15 protein-coding genes are annotated in these 15,180 nt (G+C 72.1%); 3 read left to right on the top strand and 12 right to left on the bottom strand.

Annotation, left to right across the window (positions count from 1 at the left end; genetic code table 11):
* Nucleotides 1–55: 55 nt before the first annotated feature.
* Entirely contained in the window at nucleotides 56–1,069 is a 1,014-nt protein-coding gene (locus IO39_RS01445; RefSeq protein ID WP_043614474.1) for a S8 family peptidase, read from the bottom strand.
* 175 nt (nucleotides 1,070–1,244) lie between these two features.
* Here IO39_RS01445 and IO39_RS01440 point away from each other — a divergent pair, with 175 nt between their 5' ends.
* Entirely contained in the window at nucleotides 1,245–1,739 is a 495-nt protein-coding gene (locus tag IO39_RS01440; protein WP_043614470.1) for a DUF3145 domain-containing protein, read from the top strand.
* Between the two features lie 263 nt (nucleotides 1,740–2,002).
* Here IO39_RS01440 and IO39_RS01435 read toward each other — a convergent pair whose 3' ends face one another.
* The 9 genes from IO39_RS01435 to IO39_RS50140 form a co-directional block, all read right to left on the bottom strand.
* The gene (locus tag IO39_RS01435; protein ID WP_052422316.1) at nucleotides 2,003–3,427 is read right to left on the bottom strand and encodes an acyl-CoA carboxylase subunit beta; all 1,425 of its coding nucleotides are present in this window, start codon (nucleotides 3,425–3,427) and stop codon (nucleotides 2,003–2,005) included.
* Nucleotides 3,428–4,660: a beta-ketoacyl-ACP synthase II gene (gene fabF / locus IO39_RS01430; protein WP_043614467.1), complete on the bottom strand. Its 1,233-nt coding sequence runs from the start codon at nucleotides 4,658–4,660 to the stop codon at nucleotides 3,428–3,430.
* Between the two features lie 38 nt (nucleotides 4,661–4,698).
* Complete coding sequence (locus tag IO39_RS01425; protein ID WP_043614464.1) at nucleotides 4,699–4,938, bottom strand: acyl carrier protein; 240 nt, start codon at nucleotides 4,936–4,938, stop codon at nucleotides 4,699–4,701.
* 118 nt (nucleotides 4,939–5,056) lie between these two features.
* Nucleotides 5,057–6,013 (bottom strand): beta-ketoacyl-ACP synthase III, encoded by a 957-nt coding sequence (locus tag IO39_RS01420; RefSeq protein ID WP_043614462.1) that lies wholly within the window; start codon nucleotides 6,011–6,013, stop codon nucleotides 5,057–5,059.
* A complete protein-coding gene (locus IO39_RS01415) occupies nucleotides 6,010–6,906 on the bottom strand; it encodes an ACP S-malonyltransferase (RefSeq protein WP_043614460.1) in 897 nt (298 codons plus the stop codon). The genes IO39_RS01420 and IO39_RS01415 overlap by 4 nt, the downstream gene beginning before the upstream one ends.
* 103 nt (nucleotides 6,907–7,009) lie before the next feature.
* Nucleotides 7,010–8,128, bottom strand: coding sequence for a PucR family transcriptional regulator (locus IO39_RS01410; protein WP_052422334.1), 1,119 nt, complete (start codon nucleotides 8,126–8,128; stop codon nucleotides 7,010–7,012).
* Between the two features lie 151 nt (nucleotides 8,129–8,279).
* A complete protein-coding gene (locus IO39_RS01405; protein WP_245641759.1) occupies nucleotides 8,280–8,789 on the bottom strand; it encodes a DUF350 domain-containing protein in 510 nt (169 codons plus the stop codon).
* A gap of 26 nt (nucleotides 8,790–8,815) precedes the next feature.
* Nucleotides 8,816–9,961 carry a glutathionylspermidine synthase family protein gene (locus tag IO39_RS01400; RefSeq protein WP_043614456.1) on the bottom strand — a complete coding sequence of 382 codons (1,146 nt, stop codon included), beginning with the start codon at nucleotides 9,959–9,961 and terminating at the stop codon, nucleotides 8,816–8,818.
* Nucleotides 9,962–9,964: 3 nt separating this feature from the next.
* Complete coding sequence (locus IO39_RS50140) at nucleotides 9,965–10,447, bottom strand: hypothetical protein (RefSeq protein ID WP_157547787.1); 483 nt, start codon at nucleotides 10,445–10,447, stop codon at nucleotides 9,965–9,967.
* Nucleotides 10,448–10,549: 102 nt separating this feature from the next.
* Between IO39_RS50140 and IO39_RS01390 the strand changes: the two genes are divergently transcribed.
* Nucleotides 10,550–11,578, top strand: a complete 1,029-nt coding sequence (locus IO39_RS01390; RefSeq protein ID WP_043614455.1) for a PHP domain-containing protein — start codon at nucleotides 10,550–10,552, stop codon at nucleotides 11,576–11,578.
* 332 nt (nucleotides 11,579–11,910) lie between these two features.
* Entirely contained in the window at nucleotides 11,911–12,639 is a 729-nt protein-coding gene (locus IO39_RS01385) for a helix-turn-helix transcriptional regulator (RefSeq protein ID WP_043614451.1), read from the top strand.
* 258 nt (nucleotides 12,640–12,897) lie between these two features.
* Here the strand turns inward: IO39_RS01385 and IO39_RS01380 are convergent, their stop codons facing one another.
* Together IO39_RS01380 and IO39_RS01375 are read right to left on the bottom strand one after the other, a co-directional pair.
* Complete coding sequence (locus IO39_RS01380) at nucleotides 12,898–13,635, bottom strand: maleylpyruvate isomerase family mycothiol-dependent enzyme (protein ID WP_052422314.1); 738 nt, start codon at nucleotides 13,633–13,635, stop codon at nucleotides 12,898–12,900.
* Between the two features lie 10 nt (nucleotides 13,636–13,645).
* On the bottom strand, nucleotides 13,646–15,145 hold the full coding sequence (locus tag IO39_RS01375; protein WP_043614447.1) for an alpha/beta hydrolase: 1,500 nt from the start codon (nucleotides 15,143–15,145) through the stop codon (nucleotides 13,646–13,648).
* Between the last annotated feature and the right edge of the window lie 35 nt (nucleotides 15,146–15,180).

Here is a 15,180-nt window from a genome sequence, read left to right as displayed (position 1 = left end):
CGGCACGAGGAGCGATCATGTCTCCTCGTGATTGTCCGGGGACTGAGCGTAAACTCTACAGACTCGCCGGGAAGAGAACCCCCAGATCGGGAATTTGCGGGGTCTCCTCGGAGTCAAGGAGCCGCTTGATCCACTCTGTGGCGGGCTCGTGCCTGGCCGCGTCGGCGATGGCCCCGGCCACCAGCGCGGTGGCGAACGACGTGCCGCTCCACACGGCGTATCCGCCGAACTCGCCGGTGTCGAGATAGCTGCTGGCCAGCCAGTCGCCTCTGGCGCACGCGTCGACCCAGGTGCCGTGGCCGGAGTAGGCCGCCCTGCGCTGCTGGCTCGCGTCCACCGCCGCGACGCCGACCACGCAGGGCAGCGCGGCGGGCCAGAACGGCCGGTCGGAGGCGGTGTTGCCGGCCGCCGCCACCGTGACCGTCTCGCTCAGCGCCGCGATGGCGTCGGACAGCAGGGGCGGCGGCCGGTCGTCGAAGGTGTGGCAGCCGAAGGAGAGGTTGAGCACCTGCGGGGGGTTGTCGCGCAGGCGGTAGAGGGCGCGTACGACGGCCGCCTCGTCGCCGATGCCGTCGCCGTCGAGCACCCGGCGCACGCGCAGCGACACGCCCGGGGCGCGCCGCGCCAGCAGACCCGCGATGAACGTCCCGTGGCCCGCCTGCGAGCCCTCGGCGGCGTCGGCCTCCCCGGGGCCGAGCCGGGAGTACCAGTCGCTGCCCGACCACCACGGATGCTTGGCCACGCCGGTGTCGAGCAGGCCCACGACCACGCCGGAGCGGGACCGGGCGGGCTTGTGGGCGATCCGCGGGACGGGGAAGGGCCTGGACGCGGGGCCGCCGAAGAACAGCGGCTGGCCGCGCAGCAGGTGGTTCGGCGAGGCCCGCAGGCCCTGGTCGCGCAGTCGCGCGGTGACCTCGCAGGGGTCGGCGCCGGGGGACAGGTGGATGACGCAGACGCCGTCGGCCTCGGAGACCGCTTGCGTCCAGCGCGACGCGGCGGCCAGCGCGGTGCGGTCGGTCAGCACCTGACCTGGGCGGATGAACGCCTCACCGACTGATTGGATGTCCATGCGCGGGTATGTTTCCGCGTTGCAGGAACTGTCACCCGCCACTCCCGCACCAACTTGGTATGGCCCCCCTCTGGTGTCGGATTGCGACCGACGGTAGTCTCTCCCTAGTCACTTGTGATCATCCCGTGGCGAGGCCGTTGGGGAAGGCGCACCTCGTACCGAAACGGGAGGTCCGGTGTCTGCTCGTGGCGTCCTTTACGTCCACTCGGCTCAGCCCGCGCTGTGCCCACACATTGAATGGGCAGTCGCGGGTGTCCTTGGCGTGCCCGTAGACCTGACGTGGACTCCGCAACCCGCGGCGCCCAACGTCGTGCGCGCGCAGGCGGAGTGGGAGGGCCGCGCGGGCATCGCGGCGGCCATCGCCTCTTCGCTGATGGGCTGGCAGCGCCTGAGATTCGAGATCACCGAGGACGCCTCACCGGGCGTGGACGGTTCCCGGCATGCCTACACGCCGACGCTCGGCGCCTTCACGGCGGTCATCGGCGCCAACGGCGACATCATGATCCCCGAAGACCGGCTGCGCGCGGTGATGATGATGGCCGCCCAGGGGCGGTGCGTGCTGGAGGACGAGCTGGACAAGCTGCTCGGCCGGCCGTGGGACGAGGAGCTGGAGCCGTTCAGGTACGCCGGCGACGGCGCGCCGGTGAGGTGGCTGCACGCGGCCGTCTGACGCCGCCCCGCCGGACGAACCGCACGGAGCCCGGTGGCGCGGCGGCGCCGCGCCCGCACGGCCGCCCGCCCCCAGCCCGCCGCCCGCCTCCCGCCGCACGCCTCCCGGCAGCCCGCCGCACGCCTCCCGGCGGTGCGCCCCGCGGCCTGCCGGCGGTGTGGCCGGCCGCCGTCCGCCACCCGCGGCTCGCCGCCCTCCCGTTCGTACGCGAAAGGCCCCGTACCGGAAGAAACCGGTACGGGGCCTCGCGCGTCGAGCGGTGGTTACAGCGGGATGTTGCCGTGGGCGCCCCGGGCGGGGGTGGCCTGCGACAGGACCTTGGCGATCGCGCCACGGGTCTCGCCGGGCTTGATCACTTCGTCGATGACCCCCAGCTCCTGCGCCCTGGTCAGCCCGCCGACGAGCTTCTCGTGCTCGTCGGCCAGCCGCCGCTCCAGGTCGGCCCGCTCCTCCTCGGGGGCCGCGGCCAGGTCGCGCCGCTTGAGGATGCGCACCGCGGCCACCGAGCCCATGACCGCCACCTCGGCGGTCGGCCAGGCGAACACCTTGGTGGCGCCGAGCGCGCGGGAGTTCATCGCGATGTACGCGCCGCCGATCGCCTTGCGGGTGACCAGCGTGATGCGCGGCACCGACGCCTCGGCGAAGGCGTGCAGCAGCTTGGCGCCGCGCCGGACCACGCCGTCGTGCTCCTGCCCGACGCCCGGCAGGTAGCCGGGCACGTCCACGAGGACGACCAGCGGCACGCCGAAGGCATCGCACATGCGGACGAACCGGGCGGCCTTCTCGGCGGACGTGGCATCGAGGCAGCCGCCGAGCCGCATCGGATTGTTGGCGATCACGCCGACCGTCCGGCCGCCCACGCGGCCGAGCGAGGTGACGATGTTGGGCGCCCACTTGGGGTGCAGTTCGAGACCCGGCTCGTCGAGCACGCCGTTGACCAGCGGCTTGACGTCGTAGGCGCGGCGCGGGGAGTCGGGCAGCAGCGTGGAGAAGTCGACCTCTTCGAGGTCGCCCGTGCGCACCCGGCCCTGGTGGCCGAGGAGCGTGGCGAGCTGGCGCGCCTTGACGAACGCGTCGGTCTCGGTCTTCGTCACGATGTGCGCGACGCCGCTGCGCTTGCTGTGCGCCTCGGTGCCGCCCAGGGTCGCGCTGTCGACGTCTTCGCCGGTGACGCTGCGGACGACGTCGGGACCGGTGACGAAGATGCGGCCGGAGTCGGCCAGGATGACGAGGTCGGTGAGCGCGGGACCGTAGGCGGCGCCGCCCGCGGCGGGGCCGACGACCACGGAGATCTGCGGCACGACGCCCGACGCCTTGGTCATGGCGGCGAAGACGCGGCCCACGCCGTGCAGGGACTCCACGCCCTCGGGGATGCGCGCGCCGCCGGAGTGCCAGATGCCGATGATCGGCACCCGCTCACGGACGGCCACGTCGTAGGCGTGCACGATGTGCTCGCAGCCCTCGCTGCCCATCGCGCCGCCCTGGGAGCGGCCGTCGCTGCAGAAGGTGACGACGGGCACGCCCTCGACGCGCCCCATCGCGGCCAGGACGCCGCTGTTGTCCTGAGAGGTGATCAGCCGCAGCGAGCCCTCGTCGAGCAGCGCGGTCATGCGGACGACTGGGTCGCGGGGATCGGCGGGCTCCTGATCGGAGCCGGCACTCACCACCCGATTGTCGATCACCGTCATTTAAGCCCCCTTAAACACGACGGTCACGTTGTGGCCACCGAATCCGAACGAGTTGTTGACCGCGGCGATGTCGCCTTCCGGCAGGGCGCGGTTCTCGCCGTAGACGAGGTCCACCTCGATGCCGTCGTCGATGTTGTCGAGGTTGATGGTCCGGGGGACGATCCGCTCCTGCAGCGCCTTGATCGTGAAGACGGACTCGATGCCGCCCGCGCCGCCGAGCAGGTGCCCGGTCATGGACTTGGTCGAGGTCACCAGCGGGTGGGTGCCGATGGCCTTGGCCACCGCCTGCACCTCGCCCACGTCGCCGGAAGGGGTGGACGTGGCGTGCGCGTTGACGTGCTTGACGTCGAGCCCGGTGATGTCGGCGTCGGTGAGCGCCTGCGTCATCGCCATGATCTGGCCCCGGCCCTCGGGCTCGGGCTGCGTGATGTGGTGCGCGTCGGCGGAGTAGCCGATGCCCGCGCAGTAGGCGTAGACGCGCGCGCCCCGCGCCCTGGCGTGCTCCTCGGACTCCAGCACGACGATGCCGGCGCCCTCGCCGAGCACGAACCCGTCACGGTCGCGGTCCCACGGGCGGGAGGCGGCCTGAGGGTCGTCGTTGCGCTGCGACATCGCCCGCGCCGCGGCGAAGGCGGCGATGTTGAGTCCGTGGATGGCGGCCTCGGTGCCGCCGGCGACGACCACGTCGGCGCGGCCGGCCCTGATCATGTCCATCGCGTAGCCGATGGCCTCGGCGCCGGACGCGCAGGCCGACACCGTGGCGTGCACGCCCGCCTGGGCGCCCAGGTCGAGCCCGATCCAGGCGGCCGGGCCGTTGGGCATGAGCATCGGCACGGTGAAGGGCGACAGCCGGTTCCAGCCGCGCTCCTTCCACGTGTCGTAGGCGCTGAGGGTGGTCGAGATGCCGCCGATGCCGCTGGAGACCACGACGCCGAGCCGCTCGGGCGCCACCTCGGGGGTGCCGGCGTCCTTCCAGGCCTCCCTGGCGGCCACCAGGGCGAACTGCTCACTGCGGTCGAGGCGGCGGGCCTCGGGCCGCGGCAGCACCTCGGCGGGATCGACCGCGGCCGTCCCCGCGAACTTCACGGGGACGGAGTCGATCCAGTCCGTGGTCAGCGTATTGACGCCCGACTGACCGGCGAGGAGCGCCGTCCAGGTCGAGGTGACGTCTCCACCGACGGGCGTCGTCGCGCCAAGCCCGGTGACGACGACACGTACCCGGTTCGCACTCACGTTTCGCGCTCCTTACTGGTCAAGAGGGGTGTTGCGGATCAGTTCTGGATGAAGGTGAGGACGTCCTTGACCGTCTTCAGGTTCTTGAGCTGGTCGTCGGGGATCTCGACGCCGAACTCGTCCTGGGCGGCCACGGCGATCTCGACCATGGACAGGGAGTCGATGTCGAGGTCGTCCACGAAGCTCTTCTCGGGGGTCACCTCGGAGGCCGGAATGCCGGTGATCTCGTTGATGATCTTGCCGAGGCCCTCGAGGATGTCCTGCTCGGTGGCAGCCATGTCGCTAGTTCTCCTTTGGTTTTCTGGGTTCTGCGCGGACGGTGCCGCACAAGCTTGGACGAGCGACCGCGATCCTGCGGCCGGTCCCCGCAGGGGGAGCCGCGTCGCGACGGTGCGCTCAGGGGATCTCGATCACTTGGCCCGCGTAGGTCAGGCCCGCGCCGAAGCCGAGCACCAGCGCGAGCCCGCCGGAACGGACCTCGCCGCGCTCCAGCATGCGCGAGAGCGCCAGCGGGATCGAGGCGGCCGAGGTGTTGCCCGCGTTGACGATGTCACGGGCGATCACGGCCTTGTCGGCACCCAGCTTACGGGCGATCGCCTCGATGATGCGCAGGTTGGCCTGGTGGGGCACGAACGCCGCCAGCTCGGACGGGTCGACGCCGGCGCGGGAGCAGGCTTCGAGCGCCACCGGGTGCAGCGCGGTGGTGGCCCAGCGGAAGACCGTCTGGCCCTCCTGGTAGAGGTGGTCGGTGCGGTCCTTGATGGAGATCGCCTCGGCCTTGTCGCCGGCGCTGCCCCACACCACGGGGCCGATGCCGGGCGTCTCGGACGGGCCGACGACCGCGGCGCCGGCGCCGTCGGCGAAGATCACGGCGGTGGACCTGTCGGTCCAGTCCACCCACTGCGACAGCTTCTCCGCGCCGATGACCAGCACGTTCCTGGCCGACCCGCCGCGTACGGCGGCGCTGGCGGTGCCGAGCGCGTAGCAGAACCCGGCGCAGGCGGCGTTGACGTCGAACGCGCCGGGCGACGTGATGCCCAGCCGGTGCGCCACCACGGCGGAGGCGTTGGGGATCTGGGTCTCCAGCGTGCAGGTGGCCACGATGACCAGGTCGACGTCGTCGGGGGACAGGCCGCTGGCGGCCAGCGCCTTGCCGCCGGCGATGGCGGCCATGTCCTCGACCGACTCCTCGGCCGAGGCCACCCGGCGCTCCTTGATGCCGACCCTGGACTGGATCCACTCGTCGTTGGTGTCCATGGTCTTGGCCAGGTCGTCGTTGGTGACGATGTTGGCCGGCTGGTAGTGGCCGAGGGCCAGCACCCTGGCACCGGGGGCGATGTCGGGGATCCTCACTTGATCAGCTCCCTGGCCGCGTCGAGGTCGTCGGGTGTCTTGAGCGCCACGGTCCGCACGCCCCGCAGGCCCCGCCTGGCCAGGCCGGTCAGCGTGCCGCCGGGCAGCAGCTCGATCATCTTGGTGACGCCGAGGCCGGCCATGGTCTCCATGCAGGCGTCCCACCTGACGGGGTTGCTGACCTGGTCGACCAGCCGGCGGAGGAACTCGGCGCCGGTGGTGACCGCCTGGCCGTCGGAGTTGGACAGCAGCGTGATCGCCGGGTCGCCGGGCGTGATGGCCTGGGCGGCCTCGCGCAGGCTCTCGACGGCGGGGGCCATGTGGTGCGTGTGGAAGGCCCCGGCCACGGAGAGCGGGATGAGGCGGGCGCGGGCCGGCGCGTCGTCCTTGAACGCGGCCAGCTGCTCCGTCGTGCCGCCCGCCACGATCTGCCCGGCGCCGTTGATGTTGGCGGGGGTCAGCCCGTGCTTCTGGATGGCGGCCAGGACGTCCTCCTCGACGCCGCCGAGCACGGCGGTCATGCCGGTCTCGGTGACGGCGGCGGCCTTGGCCATCGCCTGGGCGCGGTGGCGCACCAGGTGCAGGGCCTGCTCGTGGGTGAGCACCCCGGCCAGCGCGGCGGCGGCGAACTCGCCGACGCTGTGGCCCGCCAGCACGTCGGGGGTGACGCCGAGCGCCTCGGCGGCGGCCAGCGAGGCCGCCACGAGCAGCGGCTGCGCGACGGCGGTGTCGCGGATCTCGTCGGCGCCGGCCGTGGTGCCGTAGGCGACCAGGTCGATCCCGGCGATCTCCGACCACGCGCCCAGCCTGTCGGCCAGCCCGGGCAGTTCGAGCCAGGGAGTCAGGAAGCCTGGAGTTTGGGCACCTTGGCCCGGAGCGACGAGTACAAGCACAAAACCCACCTTGCCCTGTAGAACTTCGACACGCGGATGGAGATCCGTACGAACTTTGTCCGGGGTGATTTGTAGGAACCCTACAGTGGGGATTTCGCCGGCATTACGTTAGGGCCCGCCATGTTTCGGCGCTCTCCGAGAGCCTGCCGAGGATCAGCCCCACCTGGAGGGTGAAGGCGGACCTGCCCTCGGTCGGCTGGTAGCCGGTCAGTTCGGTGATCTTCTTGAGCCGGTAGCGCACGGTGTTGGGATGCACGAACAGCAGCCGCGCCGTCGCCTCCAGGGAGGTGCCCTGCTCCAGGTATGTCGCCAGCGTGTCGAGCAGCGGCGTGCCCGCGAGCGGGAGGTAGACGTTCTCGATGAGCTGTTCCCTGGCGTCGGCGTCGCCGTCGAGCGCCCGCTCGGCCAGCAGGTCCTCGGCGTGCACCGGCCTGGGCGCGTCGGGCCAGCCGCAGGAGGCCTTCAGCCCGGCCAGCGCGGCCCTGGCCGACCTGGCGGCGGCGTGCAGGTCGGGCACCTCGGGGCCGATGACGATCGGGCCCACGCCGAAGCGCGCCACGACCTGCCTGGCGGCGTCGTTGACGCTGCCCGCGCCGCCCACGATCACGATCAGCCGGTCGGCCTGCACGCCGGCCAGCAGGTCCATGCCGATGCGGCGGCCCTTCTCCCGCAGCCCGTCGATGACCGCGCGCGGGTCGTCGTCGGGGGCGTGGCCGGCGATGACGACCACGGGCGAGGAGGTCCAGCCGAGCGCCGCGGCCCAGGAGTGCAGGCCGTCGTCGACCTCGCCGCGCACGAGCGCGTCGACGATCAGGGCCTCCAGCCTGGCGTCCCACGAGCCCCTGGCCTCGGCCTCGCGGGCGTAGACGTGGGCGGCGGCGAAGGCCACGTCGCGCGTGTAACGCAGCATGGCCTGCTGGAGCTGGTCCTCGCCGCCGGGCGCGGCCAGCTCGTGGGCCTGGGCCTCGACCACCTCGACCACGACCCTGACGATGTCGACCGTCTGCTGCAGCGAGATCGAGCGCTTGAGCTCGCGCGGCGCCGTGCCGAAGAACTCGATGCTGGGGGTGTCTCTGCCCGCCTGCTGGAACCACTCCACGAACGCGGCGATCCCGGCCTGGGCCACGAGCCCCACCCACGAGCGGTCCTCGGCGCTGAGCGCGCGGAACCACGGCAGCTGCTCGTCCATGCGCGCCATGGCCGCCGTGCCGAGCGCGCCCATGGCCCGCTCCAGCCTGCGGGTGGTGTCCTCCCGGGTCCGGTCTGTCACGCCTCCTAGAGTGCCAGGTCCCTTCGGATGACCGGAACGGCGGTTCGCGCCTGTGCCGTTCGCCCGCGCGCCGAATGTCGCGCCTGTACCGTACGCCGGCGCGCTAGATGACGGCGACCGCCGTGATCAGGCCGATCGCCAGGTGGGTGACGGCCAGCAGCCGCGCGCCCGGCTGCAGCTCCCGCTCCTTGACCAGATCGCGGACGGAGATGCCGACGATCTTGTCGAACAGCAGCATCGCCACCGTCTGCACCACGATGCCCACCAGGCCGAACACCGCCGTGCCCGCCAGGCCCTCCGCCAGCCGGCCGCCGGAGGCCCAGATGGAGGCGGCCACGATCAGGCCGACGGCGGCCAGGGCGGAGGTGGCCAGCAGGGTGGCGTTCGGGTTCCGCTCGCTGCGGATGACCTCGCTCAGCTTGCCGGGAGTGGCCCAGTCGATCACGTAGAAGCCGACGATCATCAGGATCAGGCCGACGGCGGCGTAGGCGGCGATGGCACCCGCGCCACGGGCGAGGGTCTCGAGAAGGGTCACTTCGGGTCCGTTCTGCGAAAGGTCGTGGTAGTTGCCGATCCCGGTGAAGGACTCACCGGGATCGGGGGTGGTGGTCATCGAGATCAGGGCTGGTGGTCATCGGGTCAGCTCCCGATGCGGTGGGGGACGAAGGAGGAGGTGTCGTCGGTGATGTAGCCGGTCGTCTCCCTGATGCCCAGCCCGGCCGCCTCGTCGGCGACCACCCACGCGCCGAGCACCGGCCGCTGCCCCTCGAACACGGGCAGGGCCTCGAAGCCCTGGAAGACGTAGCCCTCCCGGCCGTACCCGCCGGACGTCTCCTGCGTGCCCTCGGGGGTGACGATGCGCATCGAGGCGCCCTCCCTGCCGAGCAGCGGCTTGGCGATGTAGGAAGTCAGGTCGCGGGGGCCGTCGAGGTAGGCGGGCAGCAGGTTGGGATGGCCCGGGTTGAGCTCCCACAACACGGCCAGCAGCGCCTTGTTCGACAGCAGAGTCTTCCACAGCGGCTCGATCCACGTGGCGTGCCGTACGGCGTGGCGGCCGAACTCGTCGGACAGCATCCACTCCCACGGGTACAGCTTGAACACCGAGCGCATCACGTGCCCCTCGACGTCCACGAACCGCCGGTTGAGCGCGTCCCAGCCGATGTCCTCCATGGCGATGGCCACGGTCTGCAGGCCCGCCTGCTCGGCGGTCTCCTGGAGGTAGGCCACCGTCATGGCCTCCTCGCCCGTCTCGTCGGCGTTGGTGAAGGAGAAGTGGGTGGGGCCGGGCGGCAGGCGCAGCTCGCGCCAGCGGTCGATGAGCCGCTCGTGCACGGAGTTCCACTGGTCGTCGCCGGGGAAGACGTCCTGCAGCCAGAACCACTGCACCACCGAGGTCTCCAGCAGCGACGTGGGCGTGTCGGCGTTGTACTCCAGCAGCTTGGCCGGCCCCGTGCCGTCGTAGCGCAGGTCGAAGCGGGCGTACAGGTGGCCGTCGCGGCGCTCCCACGAGCGCGCCACCTCCTCCCACGCCCACTCGGGGATGGCGAAGTCGGCGAAGCGCCCGGCGGAGACCACGTGCTCGACGGCCCCCAGGCACATCTCGTGCAGCTCCTCGACCTGCCGCTCCAGCTCCTCGACCTCGTCGAGGCTGAAGACGTAGTGGACGGACTCGTCCCAGTACGGGCGTTCCAGCCCGGCCGGGTGGGCGGCACGGTGGTAGGCCAGGCCCTGGCTCTCGATCGTCTTCTCCCAGCCGTCCCTGGGCGTGGCGTGCTCGCGGCGCATCCGTCAGCTCCCGCCGCTCCAGCTCCGGCCGAAGCCGCCCCGCTGGATCTCCTTGCCGCCCCTGCTGGAGATGCGCACGTCGGAGGGTTTCAGCGTGGTGCCGCCCCGGACCCGGTCGCCGACCCGATGCCCGCCGTAGTACCAGACGTACGCCCCCCGCGAACCGCCGTAGTAGTAGTGGTTCGACGAGCCGCTGCCGTCGCCGTCGTCGCAGTAGTCGTCGTCCACCACCTGGTAGGAGTCCGCCGGAGGGGCCGAGGTGGTGGTGCCGGGCGTGGGGGAGGCGCCGGGCGTCGGCGTGAAGTCGCCGTAGCCGGGCTGGGCCTCGTCCTCCAGCAGCACACAGTCGGCGGTGACCTCTTCGTCGTCGCTCACGGCGGCGCAGTAACCCACGACCATCACGGACAGGACCCCGATGACCACCAACGGGATGACCTTGGACGATTTGCGCGGCGGATCTGTGGGCGCCTGCGACGGATTTGCCATCAAACTCCTGCTTTCCTGGGCCGATCAGCCTATCGGCGGCCCTTGTCCCCGTTCAATGTGTAGTGCCCGATGCTTGTGGGTCGCTTGGGTATGACTGGACACATGGATCCGGTCGAGGCCCTGCGCGAGATCGCCTTTCTGCTGGAGCGCGCGGGCGAGCCCACGTACCGCGTGCGTGCCTTCCGTCGCGCCGCCGCGGTGGTGGACGAGCTGACCCCCGGCGAGCTCGCTCACCTGGCCGACAGCGGCGCACTCGGTGGCCTTCCCGGAATCGGGAAGGTCACCGCACTCGTGATAAACGAAAGCCTTGCTGGGCAGGTTCCGACGTATTTGCGGAGAATGCGGGCAACCGCCGGAGTCGAGCTCGACGCCGAGACGGCCGAGCTGCGCGCCGCGCTCAAGGGCGACCTGCACAGCCACTCCGACTGGTCCGACGGCGGCTCGCCCATCGAGGAGATGGCTCAGGCGGCGATCGCGCTCGGGCATGAGTACTGGGCGCTGACCGACCACTCGCCGCGCCTGACGGTGGCCAAGGGGCTGTCGGCCGAGCGGCTGGAACGGCAGCTCGGCGTGGTGGCCGAGCTGAACGAGCGGCTGGCGCCGTTCCGGATCCTGACCGGCATCGAGGTGGACGTCAACCTCGACGGCTCGCTCGACCAGGAGCCCGAGCTGCTGGAGCGGCTGGACGTGGTGGTGGCCAGCGTGCACTCCAAGCTGCGCATGGGCAGCGAGGACATGACCCGCCGCATGGTCACCGCCATCGCCAACCCCCTGGTGGACGTGCTGGGCCACTGCACGGGGCGGGTGGTGCAGGCGGGCGGCAAGCGCGGGGTCAAACGGCCCGAGTCGGAGTTCGAGGCGGAGCTGGTCTTCGAGGCGTGCCGGCGGTTCGGGGTCGCGGTCGAGATCAACTCCCGGCCCGACCGGCTCGACCCGCCCAAGCGGCTGATGCGGCTGGCGTACGAGATGGGGTGCGTGTTCTCGATCGACTCCGACGCGCACGCGCCGGGACAGCTCGACTGGCAGCGGTACGGGTGCGAGCGCGCGGCCCGGTGCGGGATCGAGGCCGATCGCGTGGTCAACACCTGGCCGCTGGAGCGCCTGCTGGACTGGACCCGCTCGCCCGGCTGACGGCCCGTGCCGACCGGCCGGGAGGGCCCGGGCGCGGGGAGGCGCGGTGAAAGGGCCGGGCGCGGCGAGGCGCGGTGAAAGGGCCGGGCGCGGCGAGGCGCGGTGAAAGGGCCGGATGAAAAGGGGCCGGGTGAAAAGGGGCCGGGTGAAAAAGGGGCCGTCGTTCGCGTGGTGGGAAACGCGGGGCCGGCGTACGCTCCCCGGAAGGGGCGGGGAGAGTGGCCTGGGGCACTGGCCCTGGCGTGAGACCCCTGTGGCCGCGCGGTTATGTGAGTGTCGCGAGGCTGCCGCGCGGCCCGCGATTGTCGGTGGCGCGGCGTAGCGTTCCGGCTGTGAACCGTACCGACCGGCTCTACGCGCTCGTCGAAGACCTGCGCGCCATCGCGCCCCGCTGCCGTTCCGCCCGCGAGCTCGCCGAGCGGTTCGAGGTGAGCGTGCGCACGATCGAGCGTGACATCACGGCGCTGCAGGAGTCGGGTGTGCCGATCTACGCCGAGCCGGGCCGCAAGGGCGGTTACGCCATCGACAAGAAGATGTCGCTGCCCCCGCTCAACTTCACCCCGGCCGAGGCCGTGGCCATCGCGCTGGCGCTCAGCCGGGCCGGCGACCAGCCGTTCGGGCGGCAGGCGCGCAGCGCCTTACGCAAGGTGGTGGCCGCGATGCCGGGGCCCGAGGGCGAGCTGGCCAGAGAGCTGGCCCGGCGCGTGCAGCTCGTCCCCCCGCCGGAGCCCACGGCCGGCGAGATCCAGCCGCTGGGCGGCGCGGGCATCTCGCGGGCCATCGAGGAGGCGCTGCTGCGCCGCAAGGTGCTCAGGCTCGACTACGCCGACGCCAAGGGCGCGCTGACCTCGCGCGACGTGGAGCCGGGGGTGTTCCTGGGCGGGCGGGGCGGCTTCTGGTATCTCGTGGCCTGGTGCCGGCTCCGCGACGACGTGCGCGTCTTCCGCCTCGACCGCATCGCCTCGGCCACGGTCACCGCCGAGCGCTGCCCTGACCGGCCGCTCGAAGGCTTCGCCGCCGACGTGCCCGAGATGGTCGTGCACGGCACGCTGCTCGATTGAGTGCTCGAAAAGTCAATCGAAAACACCGACATAGGGTTGTCGCCAAAGGGTTAGATCGTTGCCTTGTTCGAGAACGAGGAGATGACGATCTCAGGTGATGATCCGTCCGCGAGCCGGGGGCTGCGCCTTCCCCGCCAACACCCCGGCAGGCGGGCGGGCCGCGTCCGAGGGCTGGTCCCGGGAGCGGCTCACCCATGGGGCCCCGGACACGCCGCCGATCGCCGAGCGGCGGCGCGTCCGGGGCCGCTCCGCGCGGTGTCAGAAGGCGGCGGCGGGCAGCCAGCGGTCGAGGAGCGCGCGGTCGCCGTGCACGGTGAGCGCGTCGGGGGAGCGGCGGCCGTAGAGCAGGAGCAGCAGGTCGCGCACCGGCCCCCGCACCGCGGCGTCCCCCTTGGCGTGACCGCGCGCCCACTCGATCTTCCCGGCGGGACCCTGCGTGATGGTCCACTCGCCGTCGGCGTCGCTCGCGTGGAGGTGGATCGTGGCCCCCTCCGCGCCGAGAGCGGCCAGGCGGCGGGTGACCCAGGCGGCGTACGGCAGGTTGTCGAGAAACTCCTCGACCCCGTCGATCGCGGTCCCCGCCGGGACCTCCGGGTCGATGCCGAGCGCGAGCTCGGCGTCGGCCCGGTGGATCACCAGCTCGAAGAGCATCCGGCGCGGCCACCAGGCGGCCCGCCCGCCGGGGCCCCACGTCCACACCGGCAGGTCCGGGTCGGTGACGCGCAGGGTCTCCAGCAGCTCGGCGGCCCCGGCCGTCAGCCAGGCCGCGTCGCCACTGGCGCCCTCGGCCAGCCCGCTGGGCACCTGCCGCGACCAGATGGGCTCCTGCACCCGGTTGCGCAGCACGTGCACCGCCCACCGGTGGGTCTGCCCGACGTGGGTGATCAGCTCGGCGAGCGTCCATCCCGGGCAGGTGGGCACCGGGACGGACAGGTCGCCGGACAGGCCGGCCAGCCGCCGGGTCTCGTCGTGGATCTGGGAGTCGTAGTGTCTCACCCCGCCCAGCCTAGGCCGCCGGGCAGCTCGTGCCCTTCTGCGGCACCTTGCCGTCGATGAGGTAGGAGTCCACCAGCCCCTGGATGCACTTGCTGCCCGACAGGTAGGCGCCGTGCCCCTCGCCCTCGTACGTCACCAGCGTCGCGGTCTTGAGCTGGGCCGTCAGCTTGGGCGCCCACTCGTACGGCGTGGCGGGGTCGCCCTTGCCGCCCACCACCAGGATCGGCGCGGAGCCGGAGGCGTTCACCCGCCGGGCCTCGTCGCTGCCCTTGACCGGCCAGACCCGGCACAGCCCGCCCGAGCCCTCGCTGCCGAACAGCGGCGAGATCTTCATCGCGGCCGCCTCGGTGCGCCGCAGCGCGGCCTCGTCGGGCCGCTCGGCGGTGTCCACGCAGGTGATGGCCGGGAAGCTGGTCATCTGGGTCGAGTAGGTGCCGTCGGGGCTGCGCCCGGTGTAGGAGTCGGCCAGGTAGAGCAGCGCCTCGCCCTTGCCCTTGATCGCCTCGCTCAGCGCCTGCTCCAGGAACGGCCAGGTCAGCTCGGAGTAGAGCGCCGCGGCCATGCCCGTGGAGGCCAGGCCCTGGGTCAGCTCGCGGCCGCCGACGTTGAGCGGCTGCGCGGCGAGCTGGTTCAGCAGCGTCTCGACGGCCTGGTTGGCGCTGCCCTGGTCCTTGCCCAGCTCGCAGCCCTCCTTGACGCAGGCGCGCAGGAAGCTCTCGTACGCCTTCTGGAAGCCGCGCGTCTGCGCCAGCGTGCGCTGCTCGAACGTGACCGTGGGGTCCAGCGGCGCGTCGAGCACCATGCGGCCCACCTTCTTGGGGAACTGGGTGGCATAGACGCCGCCGAGCTGGGTGCCGTAGGACATGCCGACGTAGTTGAGCTTGGCGTCGCCGACGGCCTCGCGGATGCGGTCCATGTCGCGGGCGGCGTTGGCGGTGCCGACGTGGGGCAGGATCTTGCCGGAGTTCTCCTGGCAGAGGGCGGCGAAGCGCTTGTTGGCCGCCGTCACCTCCCGGTCGGTCTCGTCGCCGGGCGGCAGCGTGTCGAGGGAGGTGAACCGGTCCATCTCGGCGCCGTCGCCGCAGCGCACCCCCGAGCTGCGCTCGACGCCGCGCGGGTCGAAGCTGATCAGGTCGTAGCGCTCGCGCAGCTTGGTGAGCGCCTTGGCGGCCTGGTCGAGCGTGTCGACGCCGGAGGCGCCCGGCCCGCCGAAGTTGAACACCACCGAGCCCAGCCGCTTGCCCTTGCCGCCGGTGGCGGGCAGCTTGATCAGCGCCAGGTCGATCTGCTCCCCGCCGGGCTTGGTGTAGTCGAGGGGCACCGCGAGCTTGCCGCAGCGCACCGAGGCGTCCGAGCGGGCCGGTGGCGCGCCGTCGGGGCGCTTGAGGTCGGTGCAGGGCCCCCAGTCGATCTTGCCGGGGTCGGCGGTGGACTGCGCGGCGGGCTCGGCGGGCGCTGCCGAGCATCCGGCGGCCGCCAGGAGCAGGGTGGCGGCTATAAGGCGACGCATGACGAAACTTCCCCTCACTTCTCTTCAGGGGGAAG

The organism is Nonomuraea candida, from assembly GCF_000725485.1.
Classification (GTDB): Bacteria; Actinomycetota; Actinomycetes; order Streptosporangiales; family Streptosporangiaceae; genus Nonomuraea; species Nonomuraea candida.
Note: the sequence above shows the minus strand (reverse complement) of the source record. Positions and strands in the feature narration are given on the sequence as shown.

What these genes read in the sequence shown, in the direction of transcription:
- IO39_RS01445 (WP_043614474.1), bottom strand. Translation starts at nt 1,069, where the DNA reads ATGGACATCCAATCAGTCGGTGAGGCGTTCATCCGCCCAGGTCAGGTG.
- IO39_RS01435 (WP_052422316.1), bottom strand. Translation starts at nt 3,427, where the DNA reads ATGACGGTGATCGACAATCGGGTGGTGAGTGCCGGCTCCGATCAGGAG.
- IO39_RS01425 (WP_043614464.1), bottom strand. Translation starts at nt 4,938, where the DNA reads ATGGCTGCCACCGAGCAGGACATCCTCGAGGGCCTCGGCAAGATCATC.
- IO39_RS01410 (WP_052422334.1), bottom strand. Translation starts at nt 8,128, where the DNA reads ATGGGCGCGCTCGGCACGGCGGCCATGGCGCGCATGGACGAGCAGCTG.
- IO39_RS01405 (WP_245641759.1), bottom strand. Translation starts at nt 8,789, where the DNA reads ATGACCACCACCCCCGATCCCGGTGAGTCCTTCACCGGGATCGGCAAC.
- IO39_RS01400 (WP_043614456.1), bottom strand. Translation starts at nt 9,961, where the DNA reads ATGCGCCGCGAGCACGCCACGCCCAGGGACGGCTGGGAGAAGACGATC.
- IO39_RS50140 (WP_157547787.1), bottom strand. Translation starts at nt 10,447, where the DNA reads ATGGCAAATCCGTCGCAGGCGCCCACAGATCCGCCGCGCAAATCGTCC.
- IO39_RS01390 (WP_043614455.1), top strand. Translation starts at nt 10,550, where the DNA reads ATGGATCCGGTCGAGGCCCTGCGCGAGATCGCCTTTCTGCTGGAGCGC.
- IO39_RS01375 (WP_043614447.1), bottom strand. Translation starts at nt 15,145, where the DNA reads ATGCGTCGCCTTATAGCCGCCACCCTGCTCCTGGCGGCCGCCGGATGC.